The organism is Terrirhizobium terrae (assembly GCF_030323265.1).
GTDB lineage: Bacteria > Pseudomonadota > Alphaproteobacteria > Rhizobiales > Rhizobiaceae > Neorhizobium.
Genome location: NZ_CP104992.1, coordinates 3,655,876 through 3,670,828 on the forward strand (window position 1 = coordinate 3,655,876; position 14,953 = coordinate 3,670,828).

The 14,953-nt window shown below is 60.1% G+C and carries 12 protein-coding genes and 2 pseudogenes; 8 read left to right on the forward strand and 6 right to left on the reverse strand.

Going from position 1 to position 14,953, the window contains the following annotated elements:
* Positions 1 to 48: 48 nt before the first annotated feature.
* Positions 49 to 729 (reverse strand): 4Fe-4S dicluster domain-containing protein, encoded by a 681-nt coding sequence (locus N7E02_RS26075; protein ID WP_286580609.1) that lies wholly within the window; start codon positions 727 to 729, stop codon positions 49 to 51.
* A gap of 111 nt (positions 730 to 840) precedes the next feature.
* Positions 841 to 2,411, reverse strand: a pseudogene (locus tag N7E02_RS26080) (trimethylamine methyltransferase family protein).
* Between the two features lie 276 nt (positions 2,412 to 2,687).
* On the opposite strand from N7E02_RS26080, the gene N7E02_RS26085 reads away from it, so the two are divergent.
* Complete coding sequence (locus N7E02_RS26085) at positions 2,688 to 3,389, forward strand: cobalamin B12-binding domain-containing protein (protein WP_286580611.1); 702 nt, start codon at positions 2,688 to 2,690, stop codon at positions 3,387 to 3,389.
* Positions 3,390 to 3,503: 114 nt separating this feature from the next.
* Here N7E02_RS26085 and N7E02_RS26090 read toward each other — a convergent pair whose 3' ends face one another.
* The gene (locus N7E02_RS26090; RefSeq protein WP_093000283.1) at positions 3,504 to 3,662 is read right to left on the reverse strand and encodes an entericidin domain-containing protein; all 159 of its coding nucleotides are present in this window, start codon (positions 3,660 to 3,662) and stop codon (positions 3,504 to 3,506) included.
* A gap of 35 nt (positions 3,663 to 3,697) precedes the next feature.
* Between N7E02_RS26090 and N7E02_RS26095 the strand changes: the two genes are divergently transcribed.
* The 5 genes from N7E02_RS26095 to N7E02_RS26115 all read left to right on the forward strand — a co-directional run bounded on the left by N7E02_RS26095 (position 3,698) and on the right by N7E02_RS26115 (position 8,606).
* Positions 3,698 to 4,318 carry a DUF1638 domain-containing protein gene (locus tag N7E02_RS26095; protein ID WP_286584047.1) on the forward strand — a complete coding sequence of 207 codons (621 nt, stop codon included), beginning with the start codon at positions 3,698 to 3,700 and terminating at the stop codon, positions 4,316 to 4,318.
* A 61-nt stretch (positions 4,319 to 4,379) separates the two neighbouring features.
* Positions 4,380 to 5,156: a formyl transferase gene (locus N7E02_RS26100; RefSeq protein WP_286580613.1), complete on the forward strand. Its 777-nt coding sequence runs from the start codon at positions 4,380 to 4,382 to the stop codon at positions 5,154 to 5,156.
* Between the two features lie 89 nt (positions 5,157 to 5,245).
* Positions 5,246 to 5,548: a virulence factor gene (locus N7E02_RS26105; protein ID WP_286580615.1), complete on the forward strand. Its 303-nt coding sequence runs from the start codon at positions 5,246 to 5,248 to the stop codon at positions 5,546 to 5,548.
* Between the two features lie 45 nt (positions 5,549 to 5,593).
* Positions 5,594 to 6,559 carry a methyltetrahydrofolate cobalamin methyltransferase gene (locus N7E02_RS26110; RefSeq protein ID WP_286580617.1) on the forward strand — a complete coding sequence of 322 codons (966 nt, stop codon included), beginning with the start codon at positions 5,594 to 5,596 and terminating at the stop codon, positions 6,557 to 6,559.
* Between the two features lie 10 nt (positions 6,560 to 6,569).
* Entirely contained in the window at positions 6,570 to 8,606 is a 2,037-nt protein-coding gene (locus tag N7E02_RS26115; protein WP_286580619.1) for an ASKHA domain-containing protein, read from the forward strand.
* Between the two features lie 40 nt (positions 8,607 to 8,646).
* Here N7E02_RS26115 and N7E02_RS26120 read toward each other — a convergent pair.
* Positions 8,647 to 9,584, reverse strand: a pseudogene (locus tag N7E02_RS26120) (LysR family transcriptional regulator).
* Between the two features lie 164 nt (positions 9,585 to 9,748).
* On the opposite strand from N7E02_RS26120, the gene N7E02_RS26125 reads away from it, so the two are divergent.
* Both N7E02_RS26125 and N7E02_RS26130 read left to right on the forward strand, forming a co-directional pair.
* A complete protein-coding gene (locus N7E02_RS26125) occupies positions 9,749 to 9,946 on the forward strand; it encodes a hypothetical protein (RefSeq protein WP_286580624.1) in 198 nt (65 codons plus the stop codon).
* A gap of 247 nt (positions 9,947 to 10,193) precedes the next feature.
* Positions 10,194 to 11,213, forward strand: a complete 1,020-nt coding sequence (locus tag N7E02_RS26130; protein WP_286580627.1) for a GlxA family transcriptional regulator — start codon at positions 10,194 to 10,196, stop codon at positions 11,211 to 11,213.
* Between the two features lie 86 nt (positions 11,214 to 11,299).
* On the opposite strand, the gene N7E02_RS26135 is transcribed toward N7E02_RS26130, so the two are convergent.
* Positions 11,300 to 12,148, reverse strand: coding sequence for a response regulator (locus N7E02_RS26135; protein WP_286580629.1), 849 nt, complete (start codon positions 12,146 to 12,148; stop codon positions 11,300 to 11,302).
* Positions 12,149 to 12,413: 265 nt separating this feature from the next.
* A complete protein-coding gene (locus tag N7E02_RS26140; protein ID WP_286580630.1) occupies positions 12,414 to 14,741 on the reverse strand; it encodes a mechanosensitive ion channel family protein in 2,328 nt (775 codons plus the stop codon).
* Positions 14,742 to 14,953: the final 212 nt, after the last annotated feature.

Sequence of the window (14,953 nt, forward strand, 5' to 3'; positions counted from 1 at the left end):
TCAATTTAGCGCGTCCATTCCTGGACGCAATGTCCATTGTGACGCGGCCTAGCCAAGGCTCTCCATATGGAACCGCAGCTGCTCCGGCGGGTAGCGATATTCAGCCCCGACGGGACAGGCATTGCGGGCAAGACAGCCGGAAACCATGCAGCCTTCCCTGCCCGCCTGTGTCCGGAGGTGGCTGCGACAGTCCCGGAGCGCAAATTTCGCCGGATCGATATCGATCGCACCAACCGGACAGGTGGTGATGCAGGGCTTGGTTTCGCAAACGTCACAGGCATGTCTGCCGATGGTGACGTCTCTCCCGACAGCCCATGGAAAGCCAATTGCACCGCGATAACCGTGCCAGAGGCCATATTCCGGATGGATGAGAATGCCGAGTGGCGAAGGTTTCAGCCGCTCAGCCCGCATCGCCCATTGCTGGAACGGTTGCCAGGGCGGATCGGAAGGAAAGTAAGCCGTACCGCCGTATTTTTCCGCCAGCGGCCGAATGATCTCCTTCGACCATGTGTCGAGCGGATGTGGCCCCTCGTAACTCTGCCTCCACTCCGAGAAAGCGGGCCAGATCGAACCACCTACATTGCCGAACAGGAGGACGGAGGCGGCCCGCCCGCCATGCGCGAGAAACGGTCCCTCGCCCGCGTCAAAATCCGCCGTGCCGCGAAGCAGGATGCCGCTCGGATGCAGCGCTGCTTCGATCTCGCGACAGAGGGAGGAAGGGCCGCTCATCTTCGTCTCAACGAGGGCCCTTGTATTCATAGTGCGGTCGCCAGACACTCCCTGGATGAAGTCGGCCACCATCCGGGCGCCGCCTTGCTCCCTGGCGGCCTCGGGCTCTCTTCAAGTAAACGCGTCGGGCATCGAATCCTTGCGATCCTTGATGAAGGCGATCAGCGCCTCGTCAATCGCAGGATCGAGCGGCGGGGCCTCGTAATTATCCAGCCAAGAGCGGCAAAGTGCGTTGGCGCGATCCTCGATCCGCTTGGAACCTTCGATCTCCCACTGCTCGAACGAATTGTTGTCGGCGAGCGGAGAGCGGTAGAAGGCCGTCTGGAAATGTGCCTGGGTGTGGGTGCAGCCGAGATAATGGCTTCCCGGCCCGACTTCGCGGATGGCGTCAAGCGCCTGGCCTTCGGCCGACAGGTCAACGCCTTCGGCCATCTTCTGCATCATGCCGAGTTGGTCCTGGTCGATCATGAATTTTTCGTAGGACGAGACGAGCCCGCCTTCGAGCCAGCCGGCGGCATGGAGAACGAAATTCGTACCGGCCAGCAGCGTCATGTTGAGCGTATTGGCCGATTCATGTGCTGCCTGCGCATCCGGCACCTTGGAGGCGCAAAGCGAGCCGCCGGTTCTGAACGGCAGGCCGAGACGGCGGGCAAGCTGGGCCGCCCCATAGGAAACGAGCGAGGGCTCCGGCGTTCCGAAGGTGGGGGCGCCCGACTGCATGGAGATCGATGCAGCGAATGTGCCGAACAGGACCGGCGCGCCTTTGCGGATAAGCTGCGTCGTCGCCGCACCCGCCAGCACCTCGGCCAGGATCTGCGTCAGCGTGCCGGCAACCGTCACCGGGCTCATCGCACCCGACAGGATGAAGGGCGAGACCACCGAGGCCTGGTTATGCCGCGCATAGACCTTCAAGGCGCCGAGCATCGTCCCATCGAACACCATCGGCGAATTGGCGTTGATCAGGTTCAGCGTCACGCAATTGTTCTCGACGAACTCGTCGCCGAAGACGAGTTTCGCCATGGCGACCGTATCTTCGGCGCGCTCCGGCGCGGTTACCGAGCCCATGAAAGGCTTGTCGGAATATTTGATATGGCTGTAGACCATGTCGAGATGGCGCTTGTTCACCGGCACGTCGACCGGCTCGCAGACCGTCCCACCCGAGGAGTGCATCGACGGCGCCAGATAGGAAAGTTTCACGAAATTGCGGAAATCCTCGATCGTGGCATAGCGGCGGTTGCCGTCGAGGTCGCGCACGAAGGGTGGTCCATAGACCGGCGCGAAGATCGTTGCCTTGCCGCCGACATGGACGCTGCGTTCGGGATTGCGGGCGTGCCAGGTGAATTCCTTCGGCGCGGTCTTCAGAAGTTCGCGGCACAGTCCTTTTGGAAAATGCACGCGGCTGCCCCGAACGTCGGCCCCGGCCGCGGCCCAAAGTTCGAGCGCTTCTTCGTCGTCGCGGAATTCGATGCCGATTTCTTCGAGGATCACATCGGCATTATGCTCGATGAGCGACAGGCCTGCCTCGTCGAGCACTTCATACGCGCCGATCTTGCGGGTGATATAGGAAGCGATGCGCCGGGACCGCCGCCCGTGCGTGCGGCACGCCTGCCGGCCGCTCCCCGTTCGCCGCGCCCGCGCCGTCCCGAACCGCCCACATCGGTCTGCTGGCTGATGTCGTCCATGATGCTCCTCGCCTCCGCGCTATTGGCTCCTGGTCAGCCTTGCACGCATTCCCATTGTTTCGATGGTCAATGCTAGGCCTCCCGGCAAGTCCCCTCCTGCCTCTCTGCGTCACGCATTTGCACAAGACAGACATTTGCGACAGGAGCCCCGAACCATTCTCTTTCCGACGTCGGCCTGTCGCTTCCAAAAGAAATTGCGAAACAGTTTGCGGCTAGACATAGTTGCAGGTGTCAATGCGATTTGAACCATCGCCTCTAACCTAGGGAAGAGAATTCATGTCCGACGACGAAATCATTCTTGCGGAGCTCTCCGACGAAGAGCTCGTCCAGCAGATGCATGACGACCTCTACGACGGATTGAAGGAGGAGATCGAAGAGGCGACCAATATCCTGCTCGAGCGCGGCTGGACGCCCTATGACGTTCTCACCCAGGCGCTTGTCGAGGGCATGCGCATCGTGGGTATCGACTTCCGCGACGGCATTCTGTTCGTGCCGGAAGTGCTTCTCTCCGCCAATGCGATGAAGGCGGGCATGGCGATCCTGCGACCGCTTCTGGCTGAAACCGGTGCGCCGAAGCTCGGCAAGGTCGTGATCGGCACGGTCAAGGGCGACATCCACGACATCGGCAAGAACCTCGTCGGCATGATGATGGAGGGCGCCGGTTTCGACGTCGTCGATCTCGGCATCAACAATCCGGTCGAGAACTATCTCGACGCGATCGAACGGGAAAAACCGGATATTCTCGGCATGTCGGCGCTTTTGACGACCACCATGCCCTATATGAAGGTCGTGATCGACACGATGAAGGAAAAGGGCATTCGCGAAGACTACGTCGTGCTGGTCGGCGGCGCGCCGCTGAACGAGGAATTCGGCAAGGCCGTGGGTGCCGATGCCTATTGCCGCGATGCCGCCATTGCGGTCGAGACGGCCAAGGACTTTCTTTCACGCAGGCACAACCAACTGGCTGCAGGAGCCTGAGGATATCTGCCGGATGTGAGCACGGCGTGATTTCGTGCTAGATAGCTGGGGTTTCGCACCGCGTTCATCATCTGACGAGCGCGGTGCAATAGATGCCGCGATTGCGGTATTCCGTTACTGGGCAGCCTTGCCGACGCGATGGCCTGCATCCTGAGTGGCGTTCACGGTATTGGCCGTATCCTGACCCATGCCGCGGATCGTGTTGCCGCAAGAGCTGAGGGAAGCCGTAATAGCGAAAAGAGCAGCGATAACGGTAACTGTCTTGGCCGTCATGATGGAATACTCCGATGGGTAAGGATCAAAATGTGTTGGAAAGTGATTTTCCGGCTATGGAACGTTTGAAGTCGGAAAAGGTTCACGTAATTGCGTGCGGTGCGATCGCCCGTGAAATTTTGGCCGTTTCCAGACAGCACGGCCTCAACCATATCGACCTGAATTGCCTGCCGGCCATCTGGCACGCCTATCCGCAAAAGATCGTCCCCGGGCTGGAAAAAGCCGTCACTGAGGCGCGTGAAAACGGCTTTATGCGCATCTTCTTTGCCTATGCCGATTGCGGCACCGGCGGAGATATCGACCGCCTCTGCGAGCGAGTAGGCATTGCGCGCATCGCCGGACCGCATTGTTACTCGTTCTTCTCCGGCAACGATGTCTTCGACGCAAAAGCAGACGAAGATCTTCTCTCCTTCTTCCTGACGGATTTTCTCGCCCGCCAGTTCCGCGCCTTCGTCGTCGAACCGCTGGGCCTCGACCGGCATCCGGAGCTGAAGGACATGTATTTCGGCAATTACCGCAAGCTGGTCTATCTCAGCCAGGAGGAGGACGTCGACCTTCAGCGCAAAGCGCACGAGGCGGCCGACTACCTCGGGCTGGAGTATGAATACCGCTTCACCGGCTACGGCGATCTGACAACCGCAATGCGCTCCGCTTAACGCTTTCTTCTTGGCTTGTCGGCGAGGGTCGAGAAAACCCAAGTCCGATCCGGAGCGGCAGATGCAGCAGACCACCTCATCCAAGATCGTGGTGATGACCGCGGGCGGCTTGAATCCGCAGGTGATGATCAATGAGCTGGCAGCGCATTTCACCGATCTGCATGTCATCGAGGAGCGACCGGAGACCAAGGGAGAAATCCTCAGGCGTCGTACACGTAATCTCGGATGGCTGAATGCCTCGGGCCAAATGGCGACGATGATCGCCTCGCGGCTGAGCAAGAAACTCGCGGCGCGGCGGAGCCAGGAGATCCTCCGGCAATACGGCTTATCCGGCGAACCGAAGCCCGACATTCCGGTCACGCAGGTAACTTCGCTCAACAGTGCCGAGTGTCACGCAGCGGTGACCGGCCTCGCTCCGTTGGTAGTTTTCACAATCTCTTGCCGCATCCTTTCGAAGGCGACCCTTGCTGCGATCCCCTGCCCGATCATCAATTTCCATGCCGGCATCAACCCCATGTATCGCGGTCAGATGGGCGGTTACTGGTCGCGCGTAGAACGAGACGAACAAAATTTCGGCGCGACGGTGCATCTCGTCGATGCCGGTATCGATACGGGTGAGAGCCTCTACGAACAGCGCGTGTCGCCCGCAAAGTCCGACATGATCGCCACCTATCCGCTGCTGATCACCGCAGCCTCGACCGGCATCGCCATAAGGGCGATCGAGGACGCAATATCCGGCAATTTGCGGCCTTATCGCCCCTCGGGAAAATCGGCACTGAAATATCCGCCGACGATCTGGATGTGGCTCTGGCACGGGATTACCAAAGGCATCTGGTAGCGACGTCGCTTTTGGTCGCCTGCGACGTCGTGCCAAGCGCAGTCCCGGCCGCGCTGCCGGTGCATGCTCGCGGTCTACCGGAGGAGTACATGGCAGACCGCATTACCGTCTACTGGCGGGATATCCCCGCGCAGGTTATCATCAAGAAGGGCCGCCAGACGGCCAAGCGCGAGCTTTCGCTACGCTTCACCGAGGCGATCGACATGTGTGCGATGCGCACCGGCGCGGCCGAAACCGAAGATTATCTGGCGGAATGGCGCAAGGCCGATCCCGTCCCTGTCTCCGATGATCTCGAAGCCGAGGCGGACAAGGCCGCGGCCGAACTGGAAGCCGCCTACGACAAGGAACGGCTTGTCGCGCTGGTCAAGGCAGGCGGACGCGAAGCAGCCTGATATCCAAGCACATCTCATCATCCTCCCCCATAGCCGGAGAAAGATATGACCCGCACCATCGTCGCATCCGCAACCCGGGAAGTCGTGATCGGCTTTGATCAGCCCTTCTGCGTCATCGGTGAACGGATCAATCCGACTGGCCGCAAGAAGCTTGCGGCGGAAATGATCGAGGGCAATTTCGATACCGTCGTCAAGGATGCGCTGGAACAGGTGGCGGCGGGTGCGACCATGCTCGACGTCAATGCCGGCGTAACCTCCGTCAACCCGAACGAGACCGAGCCCGGCCTCCTCGTCCAGACGCTCGAGATCGTGCAGGGCCTCGTAGACGTGCCGCTGTCGATCGATAGCTCTGTCACTGCGGCCATCGAGGCGGCGCTGAAAGTTGCCAAGGGCCGACCGCTGGTCAATTCCGTCACCGGCGAGGAAGAAAAGCTCGAGGCGATCCTGCCGCTCTGCAAGAAATACGACGTTCCGGTCGTGGCGATCTCCAACGACGAGACCGGCATTTCGATGGATCCGGATGTCCGCTTTGCCGTCGCCAAGAAGATCGTCGAACACGCCGCCGATTACGGCATCAAGAGCCATGACATCGTGGTCGATCCGCTGGTCATGCCGATCGGCGCGCTCGGCGATGCCGGACGCCAGGTCTTTGCGCTGTTGCGGCGCCTGCGCGAGGAACTGAAGGTCAATACGACCTGCGGCCTCTCCAACATCTCCTTCGGCCTGCCCCACCGCCACGGCATCAATGCCGGCTTCATCCCGATGGTGATCGGCGCCGGCATGACCTCCGCCATCATGAACCCCTGCCGCCCGCAGGAAATGGAAGCGGTGCGGGCCGCCAATGTTCTGAATGGCACCGACCAGAACTGCAGCAACTGGATCATGACCTATCGCGACTACAAACCGGCTGAGGGCGGCGCTGCCGCGGCAAGCACCGCGGCCCCATCCGCAGGCGGCGGACGTCGGGGTGGGCGTGCAGCCCGGGCAGGCGCCGGAGCGCGGGCCGAGTAAGCAGGATAGAATGGCAGATATTTCGCAAAGAGATCCCCTCGTCCTCTTCATGCCGTCCGGCAAGCGCGGCCGGTTTCCGGTCGGCACGTCGGTGCTCGATGCCGCGCGCCAACTCGGCGTCTATGTTGAGAGCGTCTGCGGCGGCCGCGCCACTTGCGGCCGCTGTCAGATCGAGGTGCAGGAAGGCAATTTCGCCAAACACGGCATCACCTCCGCCGCCGATCACATCTCGCCTGTCGGACCGAAGGAGCAGCGCTATGCGGATGTGCGTACCATCCCCGCCGGCCGACGCCTCTCCTGTTCGGCACAGATCCTCGGCGATCTCGTCGTCGATGTGCCGCAGGATACGGTCGTCAATGCGCAGGTCATCCGCAAGGCGGCCACCGACAAGACTTTTGACCGAAATCCGGCGATCCAGCTCTGCTATGTCGAGGTCGACGAATCCGATATGCACAAGCCGCTCGGCGATCTCGACCGCCTGAACGTGATGCTGGAGAAGGACTGGGGGTTCCAAAACATCCTCGTCGCCCAGCATCTGCTGCCGGATGTGCAGAAGACGCTGCGCAAAGGCAATTGGGGCGTCACCGCTGCGATCCACCGCGATATCGAGGGCTCGCGCCCCAACCTGATCGCCCTATGGCCTGGCCTGCACAATGAAGCCTATGGCATTGCCTGCGACATCGGCTCGACGACGATCGCCATGCACCTCGTATCGCTGCTGTCGGGTCGGGTCGTCGCCTCCTCCGGCGCGCCCAATCCGCAGATCCGCTTCGGCGAAGACCTGATGAGCCGCGTCTCCTATGTGATGATGAACCCGGACGGCCGCGAGGCGATGACGACGGCGGTGCGTCAGGCGATCAACGAGCTGACGGCAAAAGTCTGTCAGGAGAGCGGCATCGACCCGAACGACATCCTCGACGCTGTGTTTGTCGCCAACCCGATCATGCACCACCTGTTTCTCGGCATCGACCCGACGGAACTCGGCCAGGCGCCGTTTGCACTCGCGGTGTCCGGCGCGGTCCATACGTGGTCGCGAGAGATCGATCTCGCCATCAATCACGGCGCCCGTGTCTATCTGCTACCCTGCATCGCCGGCCATGTCGGGGCGGATGCAGCAGGAGCAACGCTCTCCGAGGGCCCGCACCGGCAGGACGAGATGATGCTGCTCGTCGATGTCGGTACCAATGCCGAGATCGTGCTCGGTAACCGCAACCGCGTAGTGGCCGCCTCCTCGCCCACCGGTCCGGCCTTCGAAGGCGCTGAAATATCGGGCGGTCAGCGTGCGGCACCCGGCGCCATCGAGCGTGTCCGCATCGATCCGCTGACGCTTGAGCCGCGCTTCAAGGTGATCGGCGTGGAGCAATGGTCGGATGAGGAAGGGTTCTGGCCGGCCGCGGAGAAGGTCGGTGTCACGGGCATCTGCGGTTCGGCCATCATCGAGGTCGTCGCGGAAATGTATCTCTGCGGCATCATTTCCGAGGACGGCGTCGTCGACGGCCAGATGGCAGAGCGCAGCCCGCGCATCCTGCAGAACGGCCGCACATTCTCCTATCTTCTGCATGATGGCGCGCCCCGCATCGTCGTGACGCAGAATGACGTTCGTGCCATCCAGCTCGCCAAGGCGGCACTCTATGCCGGTATCAAGCTGCTGATGGAAAAGCAGGGTGTCGAGACGATCGACACGATCCGCTTCGCCGGCGCCTTCGGCTCCTTCATCGATCCGAAATATGCCATGGTGCTCGGCCTGATACCCGACTGCGATCTGGCGGAGGTCAAGGCCGTCGGCAACGCCGCCGGCACGGGCGCTCTGATGGCGCTTCTCAACCGCGATTTCCGTCGTGAGATCGAAGAGACCGTCAAGCGCATCGAGAAGATCGAGACCGCACTGGAACCGAACTTCCAGCAATTGTTCGTCGATGCCATGGCTCTGCCGAACAAGGTGGACGCCTTCCCTAATCTCGCGACTGTCGTCACCTTGCCGGAGAAGAAGGCTGTGGCTGAAGCAGGCGGCGAAGGCGGACGCAGACGTCGCCGGTCGCGGGAATAGGGAGCGCCCGGGGAACCCGGCTGCTCCGATGCGGTACTGATCAGGCAGCGGCCGCGACCGCTGAACTGAATGCTTCCTTGATGCTTTCCGCCACAGCCTTTCCGGGAATGGAAAGGTTCGGCGATGTCAGCAGCCGGATATCGAAGCTGATCAGTTCCGGCATGCCTTCCTTCGGACCGAGAATCTGCATGTCATCGGTTATGTAGGATAAGGGGAATGGCGCGATCGCCAGATCGGAGACCACCGCCGCACGCTGCGCCATCGTGTGGGCGCTGGCATAGGCGATGCGATAGGCGCGCTTGTGCTTGTCGAGCTGCGTCAACGCATCGTTCCGCCAGACGCAACCCTCTTCCCAGACCGAGACCGGAATAGGGTCACGCAGATGCGCATTACCGCATTTTGCACCCGCCCATACCAACTGCTCAGTATGAATAACCTCGCCGATGGTCGGGAATGGTCGGGTTGCGCAGTTGATAAGCGCCAGGTCGAGCCGCTGCTCATCCATGCGCTTGCGCAGAAGCAGGCTCTGATCCACCGTGACATCCACCATGATGCCGGGAAAGCTCTCGCCGAAGTCCTTGAGCAGCTTCGGCAGCAGCCGTTCAGCGATATCGTCCGGCGCTCCAAGCCGTACCACACCGGAAAGTTCCGGCATGACGAAGCGCGATACCGCCTCGTTCGACAGCGCAATCATCCGGCGGGCGTAAGTCAGAAGCATTTCGCCATGCTGGGTCAGCGTCACCGAGCGCGCGTCCCTGAGAAACAGCGTCGTCTTCAGCTGCTCCTCGAGCTTCTTGATCTGCATGGACACGGCCGAGGGTGTGCGCAGCACAACATCGGCGGCGGTCGAAAAGTTACCCGTTTCGGCAATGGCGACAAACGTTCTCAGGACATCATTGTCGAGAAGTTGAAGCGGGGGCGGAAAGGAACAGTCATCAGATCCTCCATCAAAAAATCTGAACGTAAGGACCATATCATTTCGTTTGATTGAAAGTCAAATCGGGAAGATACTCCAAAACATCGAAGCGGACGTCGAGTGTACTCAACCCGAGGATGTTAAGGCGGACTTCGATCAAAAGATGGATTGGCGCAACGTCTCACCGACTGGCCATGAAGCACCCAGGAAACGAAGGAGAGAAATGATGAGCACGGTAACCTCCCTGCACGTACATCATCCGCGCAAGACGCATTCCCATGAACCGTCGGCCCTCGACGCGCTTCGCGTGCTGGTCGCGCGGATCACTGTCGCCTGGCAGCGGCGCAAGACGGAGCGGATGCTTGAAAGCCTGCCGCAGGAAATTCGTAAGGACATCGGCTGGCCGACAACCATCAGCAAGTAAGGCTTCAGATGTTCGATAAACTGCCGGACATGGCCTGCGGAAACCAAGCCGCAGGCCATGTCGCATTTCGGCAATAGTCAGGGCCTCCCCTACCCGATCACCTGTCACCTGTGCGACGCCTGCATGTCGCAAAAATGCCATTTCCCTGTCGTCAAAAGCTCTTCTAATCCGCTACGTCCGTGCGAATGTCGCATTCAGACGTGCAAGACCGCATCAAGCGGCAGCAAGGGGAACGACAATGGATCTGATGAGCAAGAATCCGGGAAAGAAGCGGTCTATCGTCTTCTTTCTGGTCCCGCATTTCACCATGCTGCCCTTCTCGGCGGCGGTCGAGACGCTGCGGATCGCAAACCGCATGCTGGGCTATGACGCCTATACCTGGCGGCTCTGTTCCGCCGACGGGCAGAAGGTATATTCATCCAGCGGCATCGGCATAGAGGTCAATTCGTCGCTGGCCGACGAGCGCCGCTATCTCGCTGGTGAAAACCGCCCGAACATGGTGCTGGTCTGTTCCGGCATCTATGTAGAGGAATTCAACAACAAGTCCGTCAACGCCTGGCTGCGCGAAACCTATAATCGCGGAATCGCCGTTGGCAGCCTCTGCACCGGTGCCCATGTTCTGGCCCAGGCAGGCCTTCTCAACGGCAAGCGCTGCGCAATCCATTGGGAAAACCTCCCCGGCTTCGCCGAAGCCTTCCCGCAGGCCGAGGTCTATGCCGATCTCTACGAGGTCGACGGCAATCTCTATACCTGTGCCGGCGGCACTGCCTCGCTCGACATGATGCTCAATCTCATCGGCCAGGATTTTGGGGAGAACCTCGTCAACCGCGTCTGCGAACAGCAGCTGACCGATCGCGTCCGAAACCCGCACGATCGCCAGCGTCTGCCTTTGCGCGCCCGCCTCGGTGTGCAGAACTCCAAGGTTCTCTCGATCATTGAACTTATGGAGAACAATCTCGCCGAACCGCTGTCGCTGGTCGAGATCGCCGATGATGCCGGCCTGTCGCGCCGCCAGATCGAAAGGCTCTTCCGTCAGGAAATGGGCCGCTCGCCGGCCCGCTACTATCTGGAGATAAGGCTCGACCGCGCGCGGCACTTACTGGTGCAGTCGTCCATGCCGGTCGTCGAGGTAGCGGTCGCCTGCGGCTTCGTCTCGGCCTCGCATTTCTCCAAGTGCTACCGCGAGGTCTACAACCGCTCGCCCCAGCAGGAACGAGCCGAGCGTAAACTGACGCTCAACACGTCGAGAACGGGCGTCGTGGTTTAGCCAACGCTCCCGAAATACAGCGAGATCAAAAAGGCCGGACGCTCAACGCTCCGGCCTTTTTGATTGATTCATGTTCCGCGTGCGACTTAAGCGACGCTCTTCACCGCGCCTGCTGACCGTTTCGCCTGGTTCGACCAGATCTGGATCAGCGTATCGAGGTTCTGGTTGACGCGGCAGTAGAACTCCTCGTCGATGAATGGCCGCAGCATGAAGTCGTTGCCGCCGGCCTTGAGGAACCGTGCCGAAAGCAGGCGGTTCGAAGACGAGGATACGCCGATGATGCGCAGCTCATGCGAACCTCGGACCGAGCGGATGCGCCGTGTCAGTTCGAAGCCGTCGATATCGGGCATGTTGTAATCGGTAATGACGAGACCGATGTCGCTGTTCTTCTTCAGGATCTCGAGCGCCTTGGCACCGCTATCGGCCACGCTGACGCGGAAATTGTAGCGCTTCAGGCGGCTGGAAAGCAGCGCCCTCGCCGTCGGGCTGTCATCGACGATCAGCACGTGGTGACGGTGGTTGGTGAGGAAGCGGCAGACCGATTCTGCCAGCATGTCGACAGCGAAGACGTTGTCCTTGAGAATGTAGTCGACAATGTCCTTCGTCAGCAACTTGTCGCGGGTTTCCTCGTGAAACGTGCCGGTGAACACGATCGTCGGAACGGACAGGTCGATCAGATATTCGAGCGCCTCGCCGTTCTCGGCGCCCGGCAGGTTGATATTGGAGATGGCGAGCGTGATCGGATCGGTCGAGCGATCATAGGCAAGCTGCAGGTCCTCGAAATTGCGGCAGATCTCGACATCGATGTCGAAAAGCTCTTTCAGCCGCGTCCCGATCATCGAGGTGAAAACATTGGAATCTTCTGCAAGAAGAATACGTGAACCACCCAGAGATTCACCGGAATACTGCATGCCGGATATGCCGAGGAATGTCATAACAACCCTTACCGATAAAGAAATTCAGCCCTTCTTTTTCCTTTACTTCCAATGATTTGCAGAACAGTTAATTCGCCGGACGCGACACGCGAAAATAGGCAAGTATTCCTTCGACGAGATACTTACGGTCAATGATGACTGACGATTTACGCTTAATGCATTGCGAAGTTTGATGGCGTCCGGGGTCTGCGCGCAAAAGAAAAAGGGCTGCCGTCGTTTTCCGACCGCAGCCCTCTCCATTGTTTTCTGGCCGTTCAAGCTTCGCTCACGCCCCGCCCCGCTGATCTCCATCCTCCTCGGATGAGAGGATCGGCGGGCCACGATGGAAAACGACTTCCGAGCGCGGGAACGGTATCTCGATATGCTGCTCGCGGAAACGCTTGAGGATCTCGATGCGCACGTCGTTACGGATACGGATCCCGTTCGACATATCGGCCAGATGGAAACGCAACTCGAAATCGAGCGATGAGCCACCGAAGGCCAGGAAGTCGACGTGCGGCTCCGGATTTCTCAAAATTTCCGGAATGTCGGCAACGATTTCCAGCAGGATCGCGATGACCTTCTCAGGATCGCTGTCATAGCTGACCGAAACCTTGATCTCGGCGCGCTGTATCCGGTTCTTCAGTGTCCAGTTGCCGACAGGTGCGTTGATGAGGTCGGAATTCGGCACGATGATCGCCTGCTGGCGGAATGTCTCGATCTCGGTTGCGCGCACCGAAATCCGCTTGACAATGCCTTCGGTCGTCCCCGTCACTACATGGTCGCCGACCTTGAACGGACGCTCGACGAGCAGGATGAGGCCCGAGACGAAATTCGACACGATGTTCTGCAGACCAAAACCGATACCGACCGACAGGGCCGAGGCGACCAGCGCGAAGCTGGAGAGGTTGATCCCCGCCGCCGAGACGCCGACGATCACGGCAAGTCCGATCCCGAGATAGCCGATACCCGTCCTGACAGAGTTGCGGACCCCGAGGTCGACATGGCTGCGCGCCATCACATTGCCGTCCACCCATTTCTGGATCCAGCGGGTTATGACGTAGCCGAGAGCGAATAGCAGGACGCCGCCGAATATGCCGACGATCGAGATCGAGATCGACCCGATCCGGAATTCGGTGAAAAAGTTTATGATCCAGGATTCGATATCCGCGAACTGGAACCCCCAGGTCAGCAGGATCAGCGGAATGCCGAGGATGAGAGCCACGGCATAAATTCCAAGGCCAACGAGCAGGCCTGCCTGGTCAAGGCCAACTTCGCCGAACTTGTATCGGTCGGTGAGCCGACGGCCGAGCAGCGTATCGTTGAACGCGCCACGCTTCGAAATCGCCTTGCCCGACAGGATGCCGATATAGATCAGGACCGCGACGGCACCGGTGAGGACGATCTGTGTCGAGGCGAAGCGCGCCAGGCCGATATAGCCTGTTGCCACGCAGAAGATCAGTACACCGCCCATGACGCGCAGTAGTATGGAGAAAGAGCGCGGCCATGGACGACCCCGCTGCCCTGCATCCTCCCCTCGCCCCACCACGGGCTTGATGAAGGAGATTGCGATCAGGATTAGACCGATGATCAGTGACGCAAACAGGCTCTTCACGATCGTCAGGACCAGCGGCGAGTTGAGCGCCTCGCTCACTGCTCCGAGCAGATAATCCAGGCCGTTGACGACCGCCATGGCGATAACTGCAAGGCTGAGAAGCTGCGCGCCACCATCCGTGATCCTGACCAGACGCCATGCCGGTTCATCCGGTGCAAGCGCCGCATAAGTGAGCTTCCAGACGAACTGCACGAACCAGACGAAGCCGAAGAAAGTGGCTATGATCGGCGCCACGTCAGGCCTCAGAATATTGAACCCTTCGAGGAAGAGATAGGACGTCATCAGGAAGGCGGCGAGTGACATGCTCTGGATGATCGTCGACCAGAACGTGTAGGACAGCCGCTTGATATAGGCCGGATTGTCCTCTGGATGGCGTCGCAGGAAACGGCCGAACACCCGGTATCCGCCGATAAGGAAGAGCAGTGCCGCGCCGAAGGAAAGCCCGATTGCGCCGAGGAAGGCCAGCGTCTTGTATCGCCAGGCAAAGCTGAGCCAGCTGCCCATAGTGGAGCCGAAATTGCTGACCTCGGTGGAAAATGCCTGGCCGGCCTCGACGAAGAGTTCGGGCGTCAGTTCCGTATGCCGGAAAAGGGTCTGGGCAAAAAGCGTCCGGCGCAGGTTGGTAATGGTATTGGCGAGCTGCGTTGCTGAGTTCTGTAGACTGCCGGCGTCATCGACGATGATGTTGAGTTCGGAACGCTCGTTCTCAAGCTTCGTGCGCTCCTGAACCACTGCCGGTGCTTCGGGCGGCTGACCGGCGGCCGGCGGCTCCCCGAGGCTCGTCAGGCGCGCCTGAATCTGCTCCACTCGGACTTTCATGGCATCGGACGCTGCCCGCATCTCGCCGACGATCTCCTCGGCCCTCACGCGGATATCCGCGAGCCTGGCGTCGTCATCGGGAGCCTGCTGTACATCCTGTCGGAAAGAGTCGAGCTGTTGGCGCAGGCCCTGCAGCTTGTCCCGCATCTCGATATTGATGGAGTCTCCGGTCACATCCACCTGAGCTGCCAATTCGGCCGGCGCCTGAGTTGATGGCTGTTGTGCGACGGCGCCCCCGCAATCGACAGAGAGCAGATCAGCGCCATTAGAAGCGCCAAAGTCGGGACGGACGTCTTCGTCCTGCGAGGGAATGTATATGAGATCAATGTTCTCTCTGCTCTTGCTGACCGAATCGACTGCGAAAATAGAAGCAGTTCAAGGCGAAGAAAAGG